13 protein-coding genes are annotated in these 16,393 nt (G+C 64.7%); 11 read left to right on the top strand and 2 right to left on the bottom strand.

What is annotated here, in order from left to right; translation table 11 throughout:
* Positions 1–87 precede the first annotated feature (87 nt).
* Positions 88–1,929, bottom strand: coding sequence for a single-stranded-DNA-specific exonuclease RecJ (gene recJ / locus NLM31_RS21725; protein ID WP_254193596.1), 1,842 nt, complete (start codon positions 1,927–1,929; stop codon positions 88–90).
* Between the two features lie 285 nt (positions 1,930–2,214).
* Between recJ and NLM31_RS21720 the strand changes: the two genes are divergently transcribed.
* Both NLM31_RS21720 and NLM31_RS21715 read left to right on the top strand, forming a co-directional pair.
* On the top strand, positions 2,215–3,291 hold the full coding sequence (locus NLM31_RS21720; protein WP_254193595.1) for a methyl-accepting chemotaxis protein: 1,077 nt from the start codon (positions 2,215–2,217) through the stop codon (positions 3,289–3,291).
* Between the two features lie 190 nt (positions 3,292–3,481).
* Positions 3,482–3,979, top strand: coding sequence for a VOC family protein (locus NLM31_RS21715; protein WP_254193594.1), 498 nt, complete (start codon positions 3,482–3,484; stop codon positions 3,977–3,979).
* Here NLM31_RS21715 and NLM31_RS21710 read toward each other — a convergent pair.
* The gene (locus tag NLM31_RS21710; RefSeq protein WP_254193593.1) at positions 3,976–4,962 is read right to left on the bottom strand and encodes a helix-turn-helix domain-containing protein; all 987 of its coding nucleotides are present in this window, start codon (positions 4,960–4,962) and stop codon (positions 3,976–3,978) included. The two genes, NLM31_RS21715 and NLM31_RS21710, sit on opposite strands and share 4 nt — an antisense overlap.
* Positions 4,963–5,457: 495 nt before the next feature.
* On the opposite strand from NLM31_RS21710, the gene NLM31_RS21705 reads away from it, so the two are divergent.
* The 9 genes from NLM31_RS21705 (at position 5,458) to NLM31_RS21665 (ending at position 16,387) form a co-directional block, all read left to right on the top strand.
* Entirely contained in the window at positions 5,458–6,471 is a 1,014-nt protein-coding gene (locus NLM31_RS21705) for a formylglycine-generating enzyme family protein (protein WP_254131285.1), read from the top strand.
* A 10-nt stretch (positions 6,472–6,481) separates the two neighbouring features.
* Positions 6,482–8,131, top strand: coding sequence for an arylsulfatase (locus tag NLM31_RS21700; protein ID WP_254193592.1), 1,650 nt, complete (start codon positions 6,482–6,484; stop codon positions 8,129–8,131).
* Between the two features lie 64 nt (positions 8,132–8,195).
* Positions 8,196–9,230 carry a MoxR family ATPase gene (locus NLM31_RS21695; protein WP_254131283.1) on the top strand — a complete coding sequence of 345 codons (1,035 nt, stop codon included), beginning with the start codon at positions 8,196–8,198 and terminating at the stop codon, positions 9,228–9,230.
* 7 nt (positions 9,231–9,237) lie between these two features.
* Positions 9,238–10,239 (top strand): DUF58 domain-containing protein, encoded by a 1,002-nt coding sequence (locus NLM31_RS21690; RefSeq protein ID WP_254193591.1) that lies wholly within the window; start codon positions 9,238–9,240, stop codon positions 10,237–10,239.
* Positions 10,232–10,723 (top strand): DUF4381 domain-containing protein, encoded by a 492-nt coding sequence (locus NLM31_RS21685; RefSeq protein WP_254193590.1) that lies wholly within the window; start codon positions 10,232–10,234, stop codon positions 10,721–10,723. Before NLM31_RS21690 ends, NLM31_RS21685 begins: the two co-directional genes overlap by 8 nt.
* Positions 10,716–11,714 carry a VWA domain-containing protein gene (locus tag NLM31_RS21680; protein ID WP_254193589.1) on the top strand — a complete coding sequence of 333 codons (999 nt, stop codon included), beginning with the start codon at positions 10,716–10,718 and terminating at the stop codon, positions 11,712–11,714. The genes NLM31_RS21685 and NLM31_RS21680 overlap by 8 nt, the downstream gene beginning before the upstream one ends.
* Positions 11,707–13,221, top strand: a complete 1,515-nt coding sequence (locus NLM31_RS21675; protein ID WP_254193588.1) for a VWA domain-containing protein — start codon at positions 11,707–11,709, stop codon at positions 13,219–13,221. Before NLM31_RS21680 ends, NLM31_RS21675 begins: the two co-directional genes overlap by 8 nt.
* Positions 13,218–14,615 carry a BatD family protein gene (locus tag NLM31_RS21670; protein ID WP_254193587.1) on the top strand — a complete coding sequence of 466 codons (1,398 nt, stop codon included), beginning with the start codon at positions 13,218–13,220 and terminating at the stop codon, positions 14,613–14,615. The genes NLM31_RS21675 and NLM31_RS21670 overlap by 4 nt, the downstream gene beginning before the upstream one ends.
* 86 nt (positions 14,616–14,701) lie before the next feature.
* Positions 14,702–16,387 carry an arylsulfatase gene (locus tag NLM31_RS21665; RefSeq protein ID WP_254193586.1) on the top strand — a complete coding sequence of 562 codons (1,686 nt, stop codon included), beginning with the start codon at positions 14,702–14,704 and terminating at the stop codon, positions 16,385–16,387.
* Positions 16,388–16,393: the final 6 nt, after the last annotated feature.

Here is a 16,393-nt window from a genome sequence, read left to right as displayed (position 1 = left end):
CACTCCCATTCTTTTTGTTGTTTGGTGCCGTTTTGTCTTGCGCGTGATCTTGTCGGAAAACCGCTTCGCACTTTTCCGGATCAGGCGCTACCTAATCACGGATGGCCCCTGATCCGGTAGTGCGACGTCGATGACGCGAAACTGCACGCGCTCGGCGCCCTGATAGCGATCGACCGACAAGGAGCCCGCAACATGCAATTGTTGGCCGCGATTGGCGAGCAGCGCGTTGCCGAGCTTTTGCCCGACCGAGCGGAACGCGATGCCGTTGACGATGGCTCCGTCGCCCGACTTGAAGCGCAGCCGCAGATGCGCCTGCCCGACCTCGTCGGCAAAGACGAGCTGATGCGCCGGCAGCGCCAGCACGGCTTCCGGATTGCCGCTGCCGAACGGCCCTGCGCGATTGAGCGTGGTCGCAAGCTCCGTCGTCACTGCGCGCGCCGAGATCGCGCCGTCGATATAGAGCTCGTTGACATGGCGCGCCTCGGCGACGTCCTGCGCCAGCGCGTTTTCGAGATAGGCGCGGAATTCGGCGAGCTTCTCTTTCCGCAGCGTCACGCCCGCGGCCATCGCGTGACCGCCGCCTTTCAGCAGGATGCCGTCAGTGACCGCTTGCCGCACCACCTTGCCGAGATCGACGCCGGCGATCGAGCGGCCCGAGCCGGTGCCGATACCGCCGGGTTCGAGCGCAATCGCGAAGGCGGGTCGCGAAAACTTCTCTTTCAGGCGCGATGCGACAAGGCCGACCACGCCGGGATGCCAGCCTTCGGACGCGGTGACGATGACGCCGAGCTTGTCCTCGAGCCCGATCGATGCGAGCGCTTCGGCTTCGGCCTGTGCTTCGGCCGCCTGCTCGATGACGCGACGCTCGCTGTTGAGACGGTCGAGCTCGGCCGCGATACGCGCGGCTTCGACGCTGTCGGCCTCGAGCAACAGCCGCACGCCGAGATCGGCGCGGCCGATGCGGCCGCCGGCATTGACGCGTGGGCCCAGCATGAAGCCGAGATGCCAGGCTTCCGGCGGGCCATTCAGCCGCGCCACGTCCATCAGCGCGGTATGGCCGACATGGTCGCGCCGCCGCATCGCGATCAGTCCCTTGGCGACGAAGGCGCGGTTCAGGCCGATCAGTGGCGCCACGTCGGCGACGGTGCCGAGCGCGACGTGGTGCAGCATGCCGAGCAGATCGGGCTCGGGCATCTCCGCATTCCAGAAGCCGCGCTGGCGCAGCTCGCGATTGACGGCGACCAGCGTGACCAGCACGAGACCGACGGCGGCGAGATGGCCGAGGCCGGAGAGATCGTCGAGACGGTTCGGATTGACCAGGGCGTCGACCTCCGGCAGCTCCGTGCCGGCCTGGTGGTGGTCGATCACGACGACGGACATGCCGAGGCGCTTGGCTTCGGCGAGCGGCTCGATGCTGGTGGTGCCGCAATCGACGGTGACCAGCAGGGTTGCGCCCTTGGCCGCAAGGCCGCGAACCGCGTCGACGTTCGGGCCGTAGCCCTCAAAGATGCGGTCGGGAATGTGGATCAGCGGATCGAGCCCGCAATGGCGCAGGTGCCAGGCCAGCAGCGCCGCCGAGGTCGCGCCGTCGACGTCGTAATCGCCGAAGATCGCGACCTTCTCGCCCTTCGCCGCGGCATCTGCAATCCGCTTCGCGGCGGCTTCCATCTCCGTCACCGTGAACGGGTCCGGCATGAGCTTTCGGATGGTCGGATCGAGGAAGTCGGCGACCGCGTCGATGTCGACACCGCGGCCGGCCAGCACCCGGGCCAGCAGTTCGGGCAATTGGTGCTGCTGCACGATGGCAAGCGCCTTGGCCGCCCCGCGCGGATCGAGCCGGTCGCGCCAGAGCTTGTCGGTGAGCGAACGCGCCACGCCCAGGAAGGCCTGGGGCATTTCAACGGGCAAGGCGGTGGCGGGCGGCGTCATAAGGGGAAGTCGGCTGTTGGGAACTCGGGACCCGGACAAGCGCGGATGTCCGGTCACTGGGCTGGAAGGGATTGGCCGGCAATCCCTCGGAATTTGCAACGGCCGGACCGCACAAAGCGGTGGATTGCCGCTTTGCTGCGCTGACTGACTACCATTTAGGCATTCCGCAAAACAGCAAATTAAGCGGGCGTTAGGCGGAATCTTCGAAAACGAATCTTATTCGATCTGTAAGCGATTGTTCCGGGTTCATTGCAGATCAGGCCTCATTGCCAAGGGAAGTGCCCGATGTCTGCTGCGCTGGGTCTGAAAACCAAGCCGACCACCACCGAACCCGCCGACGACGATTCCGACATCTCCGCGCTGATCAACCGCCTGACCGCGGAGGTCAACCAGATCGCGGTCGACAAGACCAAGTCGATCCAGCAGATCACCAACCAGATGAAGATGCTGGCGCTGAACGCGCTGATCGAGAGCTCGCGGGCCGGCGCGCAAGGCGCGGGCTTTGCGGTGGTGGCGCAGGAGGTCCGCGGTGTCGGCCAGCAGGTCGAGACCATCGCGCGCGAGCTCGAGACGCAGCTGACCAAACGCACCGGCGATCTCGTCGCCTCTATCGACCGCATGAGCCAGCGGTCGCGCGGCGAGCGGATGATGGATCTCTCCCTCAATGCGGTCGAGCTGATCGACCGCAACCTCTATGAGCGCACCTGCGACGTGCGCTGGTGGGCGACCGATTCCGCCGTGGTCGATTGCGCGGCCTCGCCTTTGCCGGCCGCAGTCAGCTATGCCTCGCAGCGCCTCGGCGTCATCCTCGGCGCCTACACCGTCTATCTCGACCTCTGGCTCTGCGACCTCGATGGCAACGTCATCGCCAACGGCCGCGCGGATCGCTTTCGTGTGGTCGGCCAGAACGTCGCCCACACCAAATGGTTTCGCGAGGCAAAGACCTTGCGCTCCGGCGACGACTATGTCGCCGGCGACATCGAGAACCAGCCGCTGCTCGGCAACGCGCAGGTCGCGACCTACTGCGCCAGCGTCCGCGCCGGCGGCCAGGCCAACGGCGCGCCGATCGGCGTGCTCGCCATCCATTTCGACTGGGAGCCGCAGGCGCGCGCGATCGTGCAAGGCGTGCGCGTCGGCGATGCCGACAAGGCCCGCGTGCTGCTGGTCGACTCGCATTTCCGCGTCATCGCCGCCTCCGACGGCCAGGGCATCTTGAGCGAGCGCATCTCGATCTCGCTCAACGGCCAGCGCTCCGGCTTCTACCAGGATCGCTCCGGCGCGATGATCGCCTTCCATGCGACGCCGGGCTACGAGACCTATCGCGGGCTTGGCTGGTACGGCGTGATCGTCTGCGCGACGTAAGGCCGACGAAAACAACCCCATGCACAGTAGCGGGCGGGTTGTTTCCATAGCGGTTTTTGTTTTCGATCGGGCCTGACGAAAGCAGCCTGCGATTTTTCGCGTGATGCGGTTTGACACGTCGGGCAAAACACCGGCATTCTGCGACGATGGCGTCGTTCGCGAGCGAGGCTGACGACTGGCGCGCCCCGCAATGTCCAAACCTCCGCTTTCCGACCCCGTCGCCCGCGCCACCTCCGACAGCACGGGAAGCGCCCCGCGTGACGGCTTTGCCGATCTCGTGCCTGAGCTCAGCGTCTCGAACATCCAAACCAGCCTGGCGTTCTGGCGAGACCTGCTCGGCTTCGACATCGCCTATGACCGCCCTGACGCCCGATTTGCCTATCTGGTCAGGGGCCGTTTGCAGATGATGCTGTGCGAGCTGAACGGACGATGGGAGACGGCGGAGATGAAGCCGCCGTTCGGGCGCGGCATCAATTTCCAGATGGTCGTCGATCGCGTCGATCCGATCTTGCGCGCGCTCGAAGGCGCGAAATGGCCGCTCTACGAGCCGCCGAACGAGGCCTGGTATCGGGTCGGCGATCGCGAAGTCGGGCAGCGTGAGTTTCTCGTGCAGGATCCCGATGGCTATTTGATCCGCCTGGTCGAACGCCTGGGGACGCGCGCGCCGTCGTTGCCCCGACCGCGCTAGGCCCTGGCGACGCGCTCTCCGACCGTGTGCAACGTTGCACCCCCGAGCGTCTGCGACGGGCGCTCGCCAAACATCGCGAGGTAATATTGCGCGAACCGGCCGAGCTCGTAAAAGCCCTGCTCCATCGCGACGGCCGCTACGGTGGTCGAGCCGGGCGCGCTCTGGTGCAGGATCGAGTGAACGGCGCAGAGGCGCTTGTGCCGGAGGAAGCTGACCGGGCCGAGACCGAACACCTCCTGAAAGGCGCGATGCAAGGTGCGCCGCGATACACCGAGTGCCGCGCAAATCTCGGAGACATGCACCGGTCGCGTACCAGCTTCGTCGAGATAGTCCTCAACCCTGCGGATCAGCCGTCGCGCCGAAGGCAACCAGCCGCCGTCGTCGGGCGGCAGCGACGACATGACGTTGGCCGCCATGCATTCGACGATCGATCGCTTCCAGAAATCCGCCGTCGACGGCGTCAGACCAAGCTTGTTAGTGCCCAGATGCGACATGATCCGAACCAGGCGGCGCGATGCGATCGCGCCAGTCTCGAGGTCCGCCCGGAAATGGCCGCGGCTGCGCCAGGTGTCGGGATCGCTCAGCCTCGTCTCGCCGCCGAACAAGGATGCGACTTCGTTGAGGTCGAGGCGCATCGCCGCATAAGCGGACCCGCCGTGAAAGACCCCGTCATGCTCGAGCAACGGCGGGATCACAAGCACGTCATTGAGCTGCATGTCGAACGACCAGTGCGCAACGCGGTCTTCGGCCGCCAGCAGCATTCCGATGATCAGCTTGTCGTCGCTGGAGACACGCTGTGTGCGCATACCTACATTGAACGTTCCGATGCTGAGCGAGAAATCGCCGATGCCGATATGGGACAACGTTCCGCGTAATCGCCCGCGGCCGAGTTGCATCACATCGACATGCGAACCGTGGACGGCCTGCTGAAGTCCTTCGAAACCGTCCAGCTTTTTCGAATCAACCAGAAGAAATTGCCCCATGGCTGAACCCTGTTGCTGAAGGGCGGCTATTCTGGGGCAGGCGATAGTGAAGTACCACCCTAGCGCGAGTCCATGCGACAAAGTGATCTGGTGGTTTGATCTAAATCAATACTGTATTTGATGCGAGCTAAGTACCAGATCGCGCTGCGGATTGAGCGATTAGCGACATGGGTCATTAAGTCTCACCTGTCGCTCACACGTACTGGCACAAACTGCACATCACAGCTGCCAAATCTTCGGATACCGTTTGCAACCTTAGCGATTTCGACAGAACGCGCTCCGCAGATGGCGGAGCGCACGTGGCAGGTGTTTGCCGCGTGCTGGACTACGTGCGCGCAAAGGAAAGAGATGTTGACGCAATGAGGCGTCTTCCTCTCCCCGAGCGCCAAAAAAGAGGGGACCAGATAATGCGTCCAATGAGCCGGGGAACGTGCCGTCGTCTGCCAATGTCTACGCCTTAGCGTCAGGTGGGATACGCGTATCGGAGTGTCCACCATGCTGCGGGCGGATCTGGATCACTGCGAGTGGTTGCCGGATGACGTGAAGACCGGCGAGATGGTCTTCATTCCCGGCGGGACGTTTCGCATGGGATCCGACCATCATTATCCCGAGGAGGCGCCGAGCCATCGCGTCTCCGTCGATGGCTTCTGGATCGATCGCACGCCGGTTACCAACCGGCAGTTCAAGCAGTTCGTCAATACCACCGGCCATGTCACTGAGGCGCAGATCGTTCCCGACCCGAAGGATTATCCCGGCGCGCTGAAGGAGATGCTCTACGCGGGCTCGCTGGTGTTCTCGCCCCTGCCCCGCATCACCGACCTCAAGGACTGGAGCCAGTGGTGGTCGTTCATGCGCGGCGCCAACTGGCGCCATCCCTACGGTCCCGGCAGCAACATCAAGGGTCTCGACGACCATCCGGTCGTGCACGTCTCCTACAGCGATGCGGCGGCCTATGCGCGCTGGGCCGGCAAGGAGCTGCCGACGGAGGCCGAATGGGAATTCGCGGCGCGCGGCGGCCTCGAGGGCGAGGAGTTCGCCTGGGGCGATGCACTTATGCCCGGCGGCAAGCATATGGCCAACATCTGGCAGGGTAACTTCCCTGTCCAGAATCTCGGCGAGGATGGGTTCGAGCGTACCTCGCCGGTCATGGCCTTCCCGCCGAACGGCTACGGCCTTCACGACATGATCGGTAACGTCTGGGAGTGGACCTCCGACTGGTGGTCGGCCAAGCACACGGCCGACGCCGCAAAGCCCTGCTGCGTCCCAAGCAATCCCCGCGGCGGCCGTGAGGAGGCGAGCTTTGATCCATGTCAACCAGACATCCGCATCCCGCGCAAAGTCTTGAAAGGTGGCTCGCATCTTTGCGCGCCGAATTATTGCCGCCGCTATCGCCCTGCTGCGCGGCACGCCGAGCCCATCGATACATCGACCAGCCACGTCGGTTTCCGATGCGTGGTGCGAGCGCCGCTTGCCAATCAACGCGAACAAGAAGGACGTGCTGCAACATAGGGAGTAAGGAATGAGTGGCGAATTGGAGAACAACAAAAACCAGTCGCGGGCTGACAAGTCGATCGATCGCAGAAACCTTCTTTTGGGAACATCCTCGCTCGTCGCGGCCGCGGCGCTGACCTCCGATGCATTCGCGCAGGCTCAGAAGGCGGCTCCCGCTGCGTCATCGTCCAATTCGGGCAGCAAGCCGAATATCCTCTTCATCATGGGTGACGACATCGGCTGGTTCAATGTCAGCGCCTACAATTTGGGAATCATGGGCTATCGCACGCCCAATATCGATCGCATCGGCAAGGAAGGCGCTGTTTTCACCGACTGGTACGGCCAGCAGAGTTGCACGGCGGGCCGCGCGGCCTTCATCACAGGACAATCACCGATACGCACCGGCCTGACCAAGGTCGGCCTGCCTGGCGCCGAGCTCGGGCTTGGACCGCTGGATCCAAGCGTCGCCGACGTCCTCAAGACCTATGGTTACGCCACCGGTCAGTTCGGCAAGAACCATCTCGGCGACCGCGACGAACATCTGCCGACCGCGCACGGCTTCGATGAATTCTTCGGCAATCTCTACCATCTCAACGCCGAGGAGGAGCCGGAGAACCCCGACTATCCGAAGGATCCCGAGTTCCGCAAGAAGTTCGGGCCGCGCGGCGTGCTCAAGGCCACCAGCGACGGCAAGATCGAGAACACCGGACCACTCAATACCAAGCGCATGGAGACTGTGGACGAGGAATTCCTCGGAGCGGCGAAGGATTTCATCAACCGCCAGCATCGGGCCAACAAGCCGTGGTTCTGCTACTTCAACTCGACCCGGATGCACATCTTCACGCATCTGAAGAAGGAGTCGCAGGGCAAGACCGGGCTCGGCACTTATCCCGACGGCATGGTGGAGCACGACGGGATGGTCGGCGAGCTGTTGAAGCTCGTGGATGATCTCGGCGTCGCCAACAACACCATCGTCGTTTACACCACCGACAACGGCGCCGAAGCCTTCACCTGGCCTGATGGCGGCTCCACGCCGTTCAAGGGCGAGAAGGCGACAAACTGGGAAGGCGGCTTCCGCGTTCCCTGCCTGATGCGCTGGCCGGGCGTCATCCAGCCGGGCACCGTGATCAACGATGTCTGCGCGCATGAGGATTTCATCCCGACCTTTGCGGCAGCGAATGGCGATACCGACCTCGTCGAGAAGCTGAAAAAGGGCTCAACGCTGAACGGCAAGACCTTCAAGGTCTATCTCGACGGGTTCAACCTGCTGCCGTTCCTCAAGGGTGACGCAAAGGAATCGCCGCGCAAGGAGTTCATGTATTGGAGTGACGACGGCGACTTGATGGCCCTCCGCATCCGCGAGTGGAAGATCACCTTCATGGAGCAGCACACTGAGGTGAATCCACAAACCCCGCTTGGCGTCTGGCAAGGCAACTTCACCAAGCTACGCGGGCCAAATCTCTACAATCTCCGGGCAGATCCGTTCGAGCGGGGCCCCGACAGCATCTACTACGCCGATTGGCAGGCCCACCGCGCCTTCATGTTCGTCCCGGCTCAAGCGATCGTCGCGAAATACATCGAGAGCTTCAAGGAGTTTCCACCACGCGCAAAGGCAGCGAGCTTCACCGTCAGTGACGTGATGGACAAACTGACCACGGCGAACTCGGGCAAGAACTAAGAAATACGCCGTGCATCGGCCGGCGAAATGCCGGCCGGTGGTTTCTCAAAAAGACTGGAAGAGCATGTCGGAATCCGGAACGGCAGGAGCAGCGGCCTTCAAGGCACCCGCGAACGCCGACCGCTCGGCGGCGCGTGACGCCGTGCTCGATCTCAAGTCACGCATCGGCCAGTCCGTGCTCGGCCAGGATCATCTCGTCGAGAGCATGCTGATCGGGCTTCTGGCCAATGGAAATCTCCTAATCGAGAGCCTGCCGGGCCTCGCCAAGACGCGCGCAGTCAAGACGCTGGCAAAGCATCTGGCCGCGGACCTGTCGCGGGTGCAGTTCACCCCCGACCTGCTGCCATCGGACGTGACCGGCGCTGAAATCTACGTGCAGACCGACAAGGGCGGCCAGTTCGAGTTTCAGAAGGGTCCGATCTTCGCCAATCTGGTGCTGGCCGACGAGATCAACCGTGCGCCGGCCAAGGTGCAATCCGCGCTGCTCGAAGCCATGGAAGAGCGCCAGGTCACGGTCGCCGGCAAGACCTACAAGATGCCCGATCTGTTCATGGTGCTCGCGACCGAGAACCCGATCGAGCAGGAAGGCACCTACCCCCTTCCCGAAGCCCAGCTCGACCGCTTCCTGATGCATGTCGTCATCACCTATCCCGACGAAGCGACGGAGGCCGAAATCATCCGGCTCAACCGCGCGGAAAACGCACAGGCACCGAAGGACCACGCCACCGAGCCGCCACCGATCCCGCAGCAGGAAATTCTCAATGCGCGCGGCGAGATCGACGGCATCTTCGTCTCGGACCTCGCCGAGAAATACATGGTCGACGTCATCTCCGCGACGCGCTTCCCCGGCCGTTATGGCGAGCGCCTGAGCAAATGGATCCAGGTCGGCGCAAGTCCACGCGGCAGCCTCGCGCTCGACCGTTGCGCCCGTACCCGCGCATGGCTCGACGAGTACGACTTCGTGACACCCGACCATGTTCGCGCCGTCGTCCACGACTGCCTGAGGCACCGGATCATCCTCAGCTACGAGGCAGTGTCCCAGGGCGTCACTCCCGACCAGGTGATCGACAAGATCACCGAGCTCGTCGCGGCAGCCTGAGGCCGACATGCCCGAGACATCAGCCAAACTGCCAGGAGCCAAACTGCCAGGTGTCTATGTCGATCTCGACGACCTGATTGCGCTCGAATACCGCGGACGCAGGGTCTCGTTCCTGCCGCGTCAGCCGGTCCACAGCCTGCTTTCGGGCCGCTTTGCTTCACGCATGCGCGGCCGTGGCCTGAACTTCGAGGAAATCAGGGACTATCGCGCCGGCGACGACGTCCGCTCGATCGACTGGAAAGTGACGGCGCGCCTGCGCAAGCCGCACATCCGTGTCTTCAACGAAGAGCGTGACCGGCAAACGATTCTCGTGGTCGACCAGCGCCTGTCGATGTTCTTCGGCAGCCGACGCGCGATGAAATCGGTGACGGCGGCGGAGGCAGCCGCGATCGGCGCCTGGCGGGTGCTTGGCGTCGGCGACCGCATCGGCGGCGTGGTGTTCGGCGACCAAGGCATCACGGAGGTGACGGCGCGTCGCAGCCGGGCGACCGTGCTCCAGATCCTCGCCGCCGTCGTCGCGCAGAACCAGGCGCTCGGTGTCGGGCGCGGTCTCGTCTCCGCGCCGGCGATGCTCAATGCCGCGCTTGATCGCGCGCGGCGTCGCGCGCCCCATGATGCGGCCGTGATCATCATCAGCGATTTCGATGGCGCCGACGAGACGACGCGGGGCATGGTCGCCGACATGGCGCGGCACAACGATGTGATCGCCGTGCTGGTCCACGATCCCCTGCAAAGCGATCTGCCATCTTCGGCCACGATGACCGTGACCGACGGGGAATTGCAGATCAGGCTCGAGGTCGGCCGTGACAGCGTTCGCGAAAGCGTATCGCGAGCCACTCAGGATCGCCTGAAGGGTATCTTCGACTGGTCGCATGAACTCGGAATCCCGGTGCTGCCGCTCAGCGCCGCGGAGGACACCGCCGCACAACTTCGCCGGCTGCTCGGCGGCCTCTCGGCACGCCATGGTGGTGGTACCCGCCACAACCGGACGGAGGCGGCCCTTGGCTGAAGCTCCATCCGCAACGGCAGATCCTGTCGCCGGCCTGATCGACGTCCCGCTGCCGCGCGAGGTGAGCCTCTGGCCACAGACCTGGGAGGCACGGCTCGCGATTGGCCTGCTACTGCTGGCGGTGGTTGCGGCGGCGTGGCGCTATGTGCATCGACGCCGCGTTGACCGCTATCGCCGCGAAGCGCTCGCGGAGCTCTCGCGGATCGAGCATGCCGGCAATTCGGGGCCTTCGGAACTGCTGTCGAGGCTCACCGTGCTGGTGCGGCGCACGTCGCTGGCCGCCTTCCCGCGCGCGCAGGTCGCGCCCCTGATCGGGCCGGCATGGCTTTCCTTCCTCGATCGCAGCTATGGCGGCGAGGAGTTCTCTCATGGCGTGGGCCGCCTGCTCGCAAGCGGTCCGTATCAGCCAATACCGCCCGAACCGGCCGAGCTGCAATCGCTGCTTCGGCTAGTCCGCCTCTGGATCAGGGGGCACCATGCTTGAATTCGCCTGGCCATGGCTGCTTCTGTTGCTGCCGCTGCCAATCCTGGCGTGGTGGCTGTTGCCGCCCTACCGGGCGCGACAGGCCTCGATCCAGGTGCCGTTCTTCGACAGGCTGGCCGCAGCAACGGGACAGACGCCGCAGCGGGGCGCGGTCATCCTGGAACGCCGGGCCGTGCAAATGATCGCCGCCGTGGCGATCTGGACACTGCTGGTGATCGCGCTCGCGCGCCCGCAATGGGTCGGCGATGCCGTGACGCGCGACGTGTCCGCGCGCGACCTGATCCTGGCGATCGATATCTCGGGCTCGATGGACCAGAACGATTTCAAGGCGTCCGACGGCAAGCTGCTGACCCGTCTCGACGGCGTAAAGCGCGTGGTCAGTGATTTCATTGCCCGTCGCAAGGGCGACCGGGTCGCCCTCCTCCTGTTCGGCACCAAGGCCTATGTGCAGGTGCCGTTCACCCAGGACCTGCAAACGGCGCAGCAATTGCTCAATCAGGCCGCAGTCGGCATGGCCGGCCAGCAGACCGCGATCGGTGACACGATCGGCCTTGCCATCAAGACATTCGCGGCCAGCACGGCGAAGCAAAAGCTGCTGGTCCTCCTGACCGACGGCAACGACACCGCGAGCCGCGTGCCGCCCGAACATGCCGCCGACATCGCCCACCAGAACGACGTCGCCGTCTACACGATCGGTGTCGGCGATCCCGCAGCTTCCGGCGAAACTCGCGTCGATCTCGGGGCCCTTCAGCGCGTCGCGACCACCACGGGCGGGCACTTCTTCAGAGCCGAGGATGGCGCCGAGCTGCAGGCGATCTACGCCGATATCGACCGGCTGGCGCCGGCGAAACTTCAGACCCTGTCGTGGCGGCCGAAGCTACCGCTGTTCCAGTGGCCGCTCGGCGCGGCCGTCATGCTTGGCCTGCTGCTGTGGCTTGCGCTCCTGCTCGGAAGCGAATGGCGCCGGATGAGGAGCGTCAGCCATGCATGACGCGGCCACGATGTCCTTCCATCTGTTGCGACCGCTCTGGCTGCTCGCGCTGATCCCGCTCGCTGTGGTGTTGGTCGTCCTGCTGCGCCGGCAAAGCGCGAGCGCGCAATGGGGCGGCGTGATCGCCCCCCATCTCCTCACGCACCTGATCGTGCGGCCGCAGCAGGGACGCCACGTCAATCCGCTCTATCTGGTGGCTGCCGCCATGACGCTCGGAATCGTCGCGCTGTCCGGACCGACCTGGCGGCGGGAGCTGCCGCCCTTTGTCGAGGACAAGGCGCCACTGATGGTCGCACTCGCCGTCGGCGCCTCGATGGGCGGGACCGATATCGCGCCGTCGCGCCTCGAACGCCCCAAGCAGAAAGTCAGCGATCTGCTGGCGGCCCGCGCCGGTGCCCGGACCGGCCTTGTCGCCTATGCCGGCACCGCGCATCTTGTGATGCCGCCGACCGATGACCGTTCCGTGATCGCGCCATTCTTGGCCGCGCTGTCTCCGGGCCTGATGCCTACGGACGGCAAGAATGTGGCCGCCGCAATCGCCCTTTCCGCCGACGCGTTGGCGACCGAACCCGTCGCCGGAACCATCCTCCTTGTCGCCGACGATCTCGGCACTGCCGATGCGGCCACCATGCAGCAAGCGGCCGGGCGCAACAGCCTTGTCGTCCTTGCGGTCAGCGCTGACGATTCTGCGCTGCCGGCCGGCATCGATGCCGTCAAGGTCAGCATCGACGGCTCCGACATTGCGCGGCTGGAGCGACGGATCGAGACACGTTTTCAGGCCGCGCAAGGCGATGCGTTCGGAACCCAATGGCGCGACGAAGGCTATTGGCTGCTGGCGCTGCTGAGCCTGCTCTGGTTCCGGCGCGGCACGACCGTGGCCTGGATTTTGGCTCTCTGCATCGTCTCGCACGCGGCGCCGTCGCGCGCCGAGGGATCCTCGGGGTTCACCGGCCTGTGGCTGACGCCCGATCAGCAGGGACGGCTGGCGTTCGACCGCAGCGAGTATCGGGCTGCGCAAAATCTGTTCGCCGATCCGATGTGGCGCGGCATCGCGGCCTACCGCAGCTATGACTTCATCGCAGCCGCCGAGGAATTCGCGCGCGTCGATACGCTCGCGGGCAAATTCGCGCTTGGCAATGCCCAGGCGCAGAACCACGCCTATGAAAAGGCCCTGAAGAGCTACGACGAGGTGCTAAAGGCGCAGCCCGGCAACGCCGCAGCAAAGACCAACCGCGCCATCGTTCAGGCGGCGCTGGAGGCGGCGGAGGCGAAGCGCCGAAAGCAGGAGCAGGACGATTCCGCGCCGCCGGACGAGAAGGCCGACGAGACGCGCATCGATCCCAACCAGAAAGGCGGCAAGAGGATCACCGTGACGCCGCAGGACGTCACCACCGCAGGCGCGGCCGAAGCCTGGATGCGTCAAGTCCAGACCTCGCCGGCCGATTTCCTCAAGCTGAAATTCGCGATCCAGGACGCAGCGCCTGCGCAGCGAAAGGCCGCGCCATGACACGATGGATCGGATCAGCCATGGTCTGGATCGCCGCGCTGCTGCTGCAACCGCACGCCTTCGCGCAACAGCCGGTCGCCGCGGAGCCGATCGTGCAGGTGACGGCCGATCCGGCACGTGTCGTGGTCGGACAGCCCGTGACGCTCCGGATCGTCGTGCTCGCACCCAACTACATGACGTCGCCGCCCGAGCTGCCCGACTTCCAGGTCCGCAATGCCGTGACCCGGCAGCTGCAGAGCGTCAATACCAATGAGCAGCGCGACGGCGTGTCCTATGCCGGCGTGCAGTACGAATATGCCATCTCGCCGCAGGAGCCCGGCACCTATGCGATTGCGGACCAGAGCGTCAGCATCAAATACGCCGCCGCCCCTCCCGCCACGCGCGAGCTGAGCGTCGCGCTGCCGCGTGTGTCGTTCGAGGCCTTCATTCCGGATGCGGCCGCCGCACTTCGTCCGTTTGTATCGGCCCAAAAGCTGGTTGCCGAACAGCAGATCAAACGTTCGTCCGACCCGCTCAAGGCCGGTGACGCCATCACCCCGACGGTGACGATCACCGCCGAGGGGACGCCGGCGATGCTGCTGCCCCCGCTGCAGTTTTCGGCGGTCGACGGCCTGCGGCTCTATCCGGCGCAGCCTCAGCTCGAAGACAAGACGCAGGCGCGTACCGACGTCATGACCGCGACCCGGATCGAGTCCGCGACCTATATGGTGGAACGATCCGGCACCTATGCGCTGCCCGCGATCGAGATCGGTTGGTGGAACGTGGCCGGCGGCAAGGTCGAGCGGATCCATCTCGACGGTGTGGCTTTCACCGTTGCCGCAACTCCCGGGATGACAGGCGAGAGGCCTGTCGGCCAATCGGGCCGCAATTGGACCTGGGCCGGCATTCGCGACGTCCTCGCAGACCATTGGTTGATCGTCCTGCTCGCAGCCATCATCGCTGTGGGCCTCGGCCTGATCGCGCCGCGCGTGATCCGGCGAGCGAGCGCCGATCATCGACGACGCCGAGACGCCTACCGCCGGTCGGAGGCCTTTGCATTCCACCAGCTTCGCCGCGCGATCGGCCGCCGGGACGCCAGCCGGGCCTATTTCGCATTGCTCGATTGGTTGCCGCACCTCAAGGCCGCCCCGGACAGCACCGCCGCGGCCTTTCGCGCGGCCGCAGGCGATCCGGTGCTTGACGCACAGATCGAGGCGCTCGAGCGCACACTCTTTTGCAAGGGACGCAACGCCACTCCCTGGTCGCCCAACGAGATGATGCGCCATCTGACCACGGCGCGCCGCAATCTGCGACCGCGCGAGAGGCACGGCCGCAGCAGAGGCCTCCCCTTATCCATCAATCCGGCCGGGCCTTCGTCCATACCTGCGCATGACCGCAGGAGGCCCGCCAGATGAGCGAAGCACGTTGAGACCAGACAAGCACCAGAACGGAACTCGTCGTCACCAGCACAAACAACCCTTGAGTAACCGAGGAGCGTCAAATGAGCAGTGAAACGACCAGGCACGACACCAGCACGGATTCCACCTCCGACCACGCGCGAGCCATTCATCGCCGGGCGGTTCTGCTCGGCACATCGTCGATCGTCGCGACAGCCGCGCTGACCTCGCAGGCCGTTGCCCAGGCGCAGAAGGCTGCGCCGTCGCCAACACCCGCCGCGGCGCCGCCGAGCGGACGCAAGCCCAATATCCTCGTCATCTTCGGCGACGACATCGGCATTCCCCAGATCAGCGCCTACACCATGGGCATGATGGGCTACCGCACGCCCAACATCGACCGGATCGCGCGCGAAGGCGCGATCTTCACGGACTCCTACGGCCAGCAGAGCTGCACGGCCGGCCGCGCCTCCTTCATCCTCGGCCAGGAGCCGTTCCGGACCGGCCTGCTCACGATCGGCATGCCCGGCGATCCCCACGGCATCCAGGACTGGATGCCGACGATCGCGGACGTGCTGAAGACGCAAGGCTATGCCACCGGCCAGTTCGGCAAGAACCATCTCGGCGATCGCGACGAGCATCTGCCGACCAAGCATGGCTTCGACGAATTCTTCGGCAATCTCTATCACCTCAATGCAGAGGAAGAGCCGGAGGGCTATTTCTACCCAAAGGATCCGAATTTCCGGAAGCAGTACGGCCCGCGCGGCGTGCTCAAGACATCGGCCGACGGCAAGATCGAGGACACCGGCCCTCTGAATACCGCGCGGATGCCGACGGTGGACGAGGAGTTCCTCGGCGGCGCCAAGGATTTCATCGGACGTCAGGTCCGCGCGAACCGTCCGTTCTTCGTCTGGTTCAATTCGACCCGGATGCATGTCTTCACGCATCTGAAGCCGTCGTCGCTTGGCAAGACCGGCAAGGGTATGCATGCCGACGGCATGGTCGAGCACGACGGCATGGTCGGCGAATTGCTGCAGCAACTGGACGATCTCGGCATCGCCGACAACACCATCGTCCTCTACACCACGGACAACGGCGCCGAGCTCGCGCTGTGGCCCGACGGCGCCCAGACACCCTTCCACGGCGAGAAGGGCACGACATGGGAAGGCGGCATGCGCATTCCCATGATGGTCAGGTGGCCCGGCGTCGTGAAGCCCGGTACGCAATACAACGAGATCATCTCGCTGATCGACTGGTTCCCGACGCTCTGCGCCGCTGCCGGCATCCCCGACATCAAGGAGAAGATGAAGACCGGCTTCGCCGGCGCCGGCGGCAAAAGCTTCCGGGTTCATCTCGACGGCTACAACTTCATGCCGTTCTTCAAGGGAGAGACCACCACGCCGCCGCGGGACGCGCTCTACTATTTCGACCAAGGCGGCAATCTCAACGCCATCAGGTGGAACGACTGGAAGCTGAGCTTCGCGACAGCCTCCAAGGGAAATATCGCGACCGCGACCCGCGAAATTCCCGCATGGTCGCTGATCGCGAACCTGCGCATGGATCCCTACGAGCGCGGCATGGAGGACGGCGGCGGAGCGATCGACTTCCTGGCCCGAAACATGTGGCTGATCGTGCCGGTGCAGGGGAAGATCAAGGAGTTCTTCTCCGACTTCGACCAGTTCCCCTATCAGGAAGGCAGCTCGCTGAACGCGAGCGGCATCAATTACGGCCTGCTTCGGCAGCAGGCGGCCTTGAAGCGGCTCAACGAGCTCGAACGCATGAAGCCGCAATAGCCGGAG

This window comes from Bradyrhizobium sp. CCGUVB4N (assembly GCF_024199945.1).
Lineage (GTDB): Bacteria > Pseudomonadota > Alphaproteobacteria > Rhizobiales > Xanthobacteraceae > Bradyrhizobium.
Note: the sequence above shows the minus strand (reverse complement) of the source record. Positions and strands in the feature narration are given on the sequence as shown.

What these genes read in the sequence shown, in the direction of transcription:
- recJ (WP_254193596.1), bottom strand. Translation starts at nt 1,929, where the DNA reads ATGACGCCGCCCGCCACCGCCTTGCCCGTTGAAATGCCCCAGGCCTTC.
- NLM31_RS21720 (WP_254193595.1), top strand. Translation starts at nt 2,215, where the DNA reads ATGTCTGCTGCGCTGGGTCTGAAAACCAAGCCGACCACCACCGAACCC.
- NLM31_RS21715 (WP_254193594.1), top strand. Translation starts at nt 3,482, where the DNA reads ATGTCCAAACCTCCGCTTTCCGACCCCGTCGCCCGCGCCACCTCCGAC.
- NLM31_RS21710 (WP_254193593.1), bottom strand. Translation starts at nt 4,962, where the DNA reads ATGGGGCAATTTCTTCTGGTTGATTCGAAAAAGCTGGACGGTTTCGAA.
- NLM31_RS21705 (WP_254131285.1), top strand. Translation starts at nt 5,458, where the DNA reads ATGCTGCGGGCGGATCTGGATCACTGCGAGTGGTTGCCGGATGACGTG.
- NLM31_RS21700 (WP_254193592.1), top strand. Translation starts at nt 6,482, where the DNA reads ATGAGTGGCGAATTGGAGAACAACAAAAACCAGTCGCGGGCTGACAAG.
- NLM31_RS21695 (WP_254131283.1), top strand. Translation starts at nt 8,196, where the DNA reads ATGTCGGAATCCGGAACGGCAGGAGCAGCGGCCTTCAAGGCACCCGCG.
- NLM31_RS21690 (WP_254193591.1), top strand. Translation starts at nt 9,238, where the DNA reads ATGCCCGAGACATCAGCCAAACTGCCAGGAGCCAAACTGCCAGGTGTC.
- NLM31_RS21680 (WP_254193589.1), top strand. Translation starts at nt 10,716, where the DNA reads ATGCTTGAATTCGCCTGGCCATGGCTGCTTCTGTTGCTGCCGCTGCCA.
- NLM31_RS21675 (WP_254193588.1), top strand. Translation starts at nt 11,707, where the DNA reads ATGCATGACGCGGCCACGATGTCCTTCCATCTGTTGCGACCGCTCTGG.
- NLM31_RS21670 (WP_254193587.1), top strand. Translation starts at nt 13,218, where the DNA reads ATGACACGATGGATCGGATCAGCCATGGTCTGGATCGCCGCGCTGCTG.
- NLM31_RS21665 (WP_254193586.1), top strand. Translation starts at nt 14,702, where the DNA reads ATGAGCAGTGAAACGACCAGGCACGACACCAGCACGGATTCCACCTCC.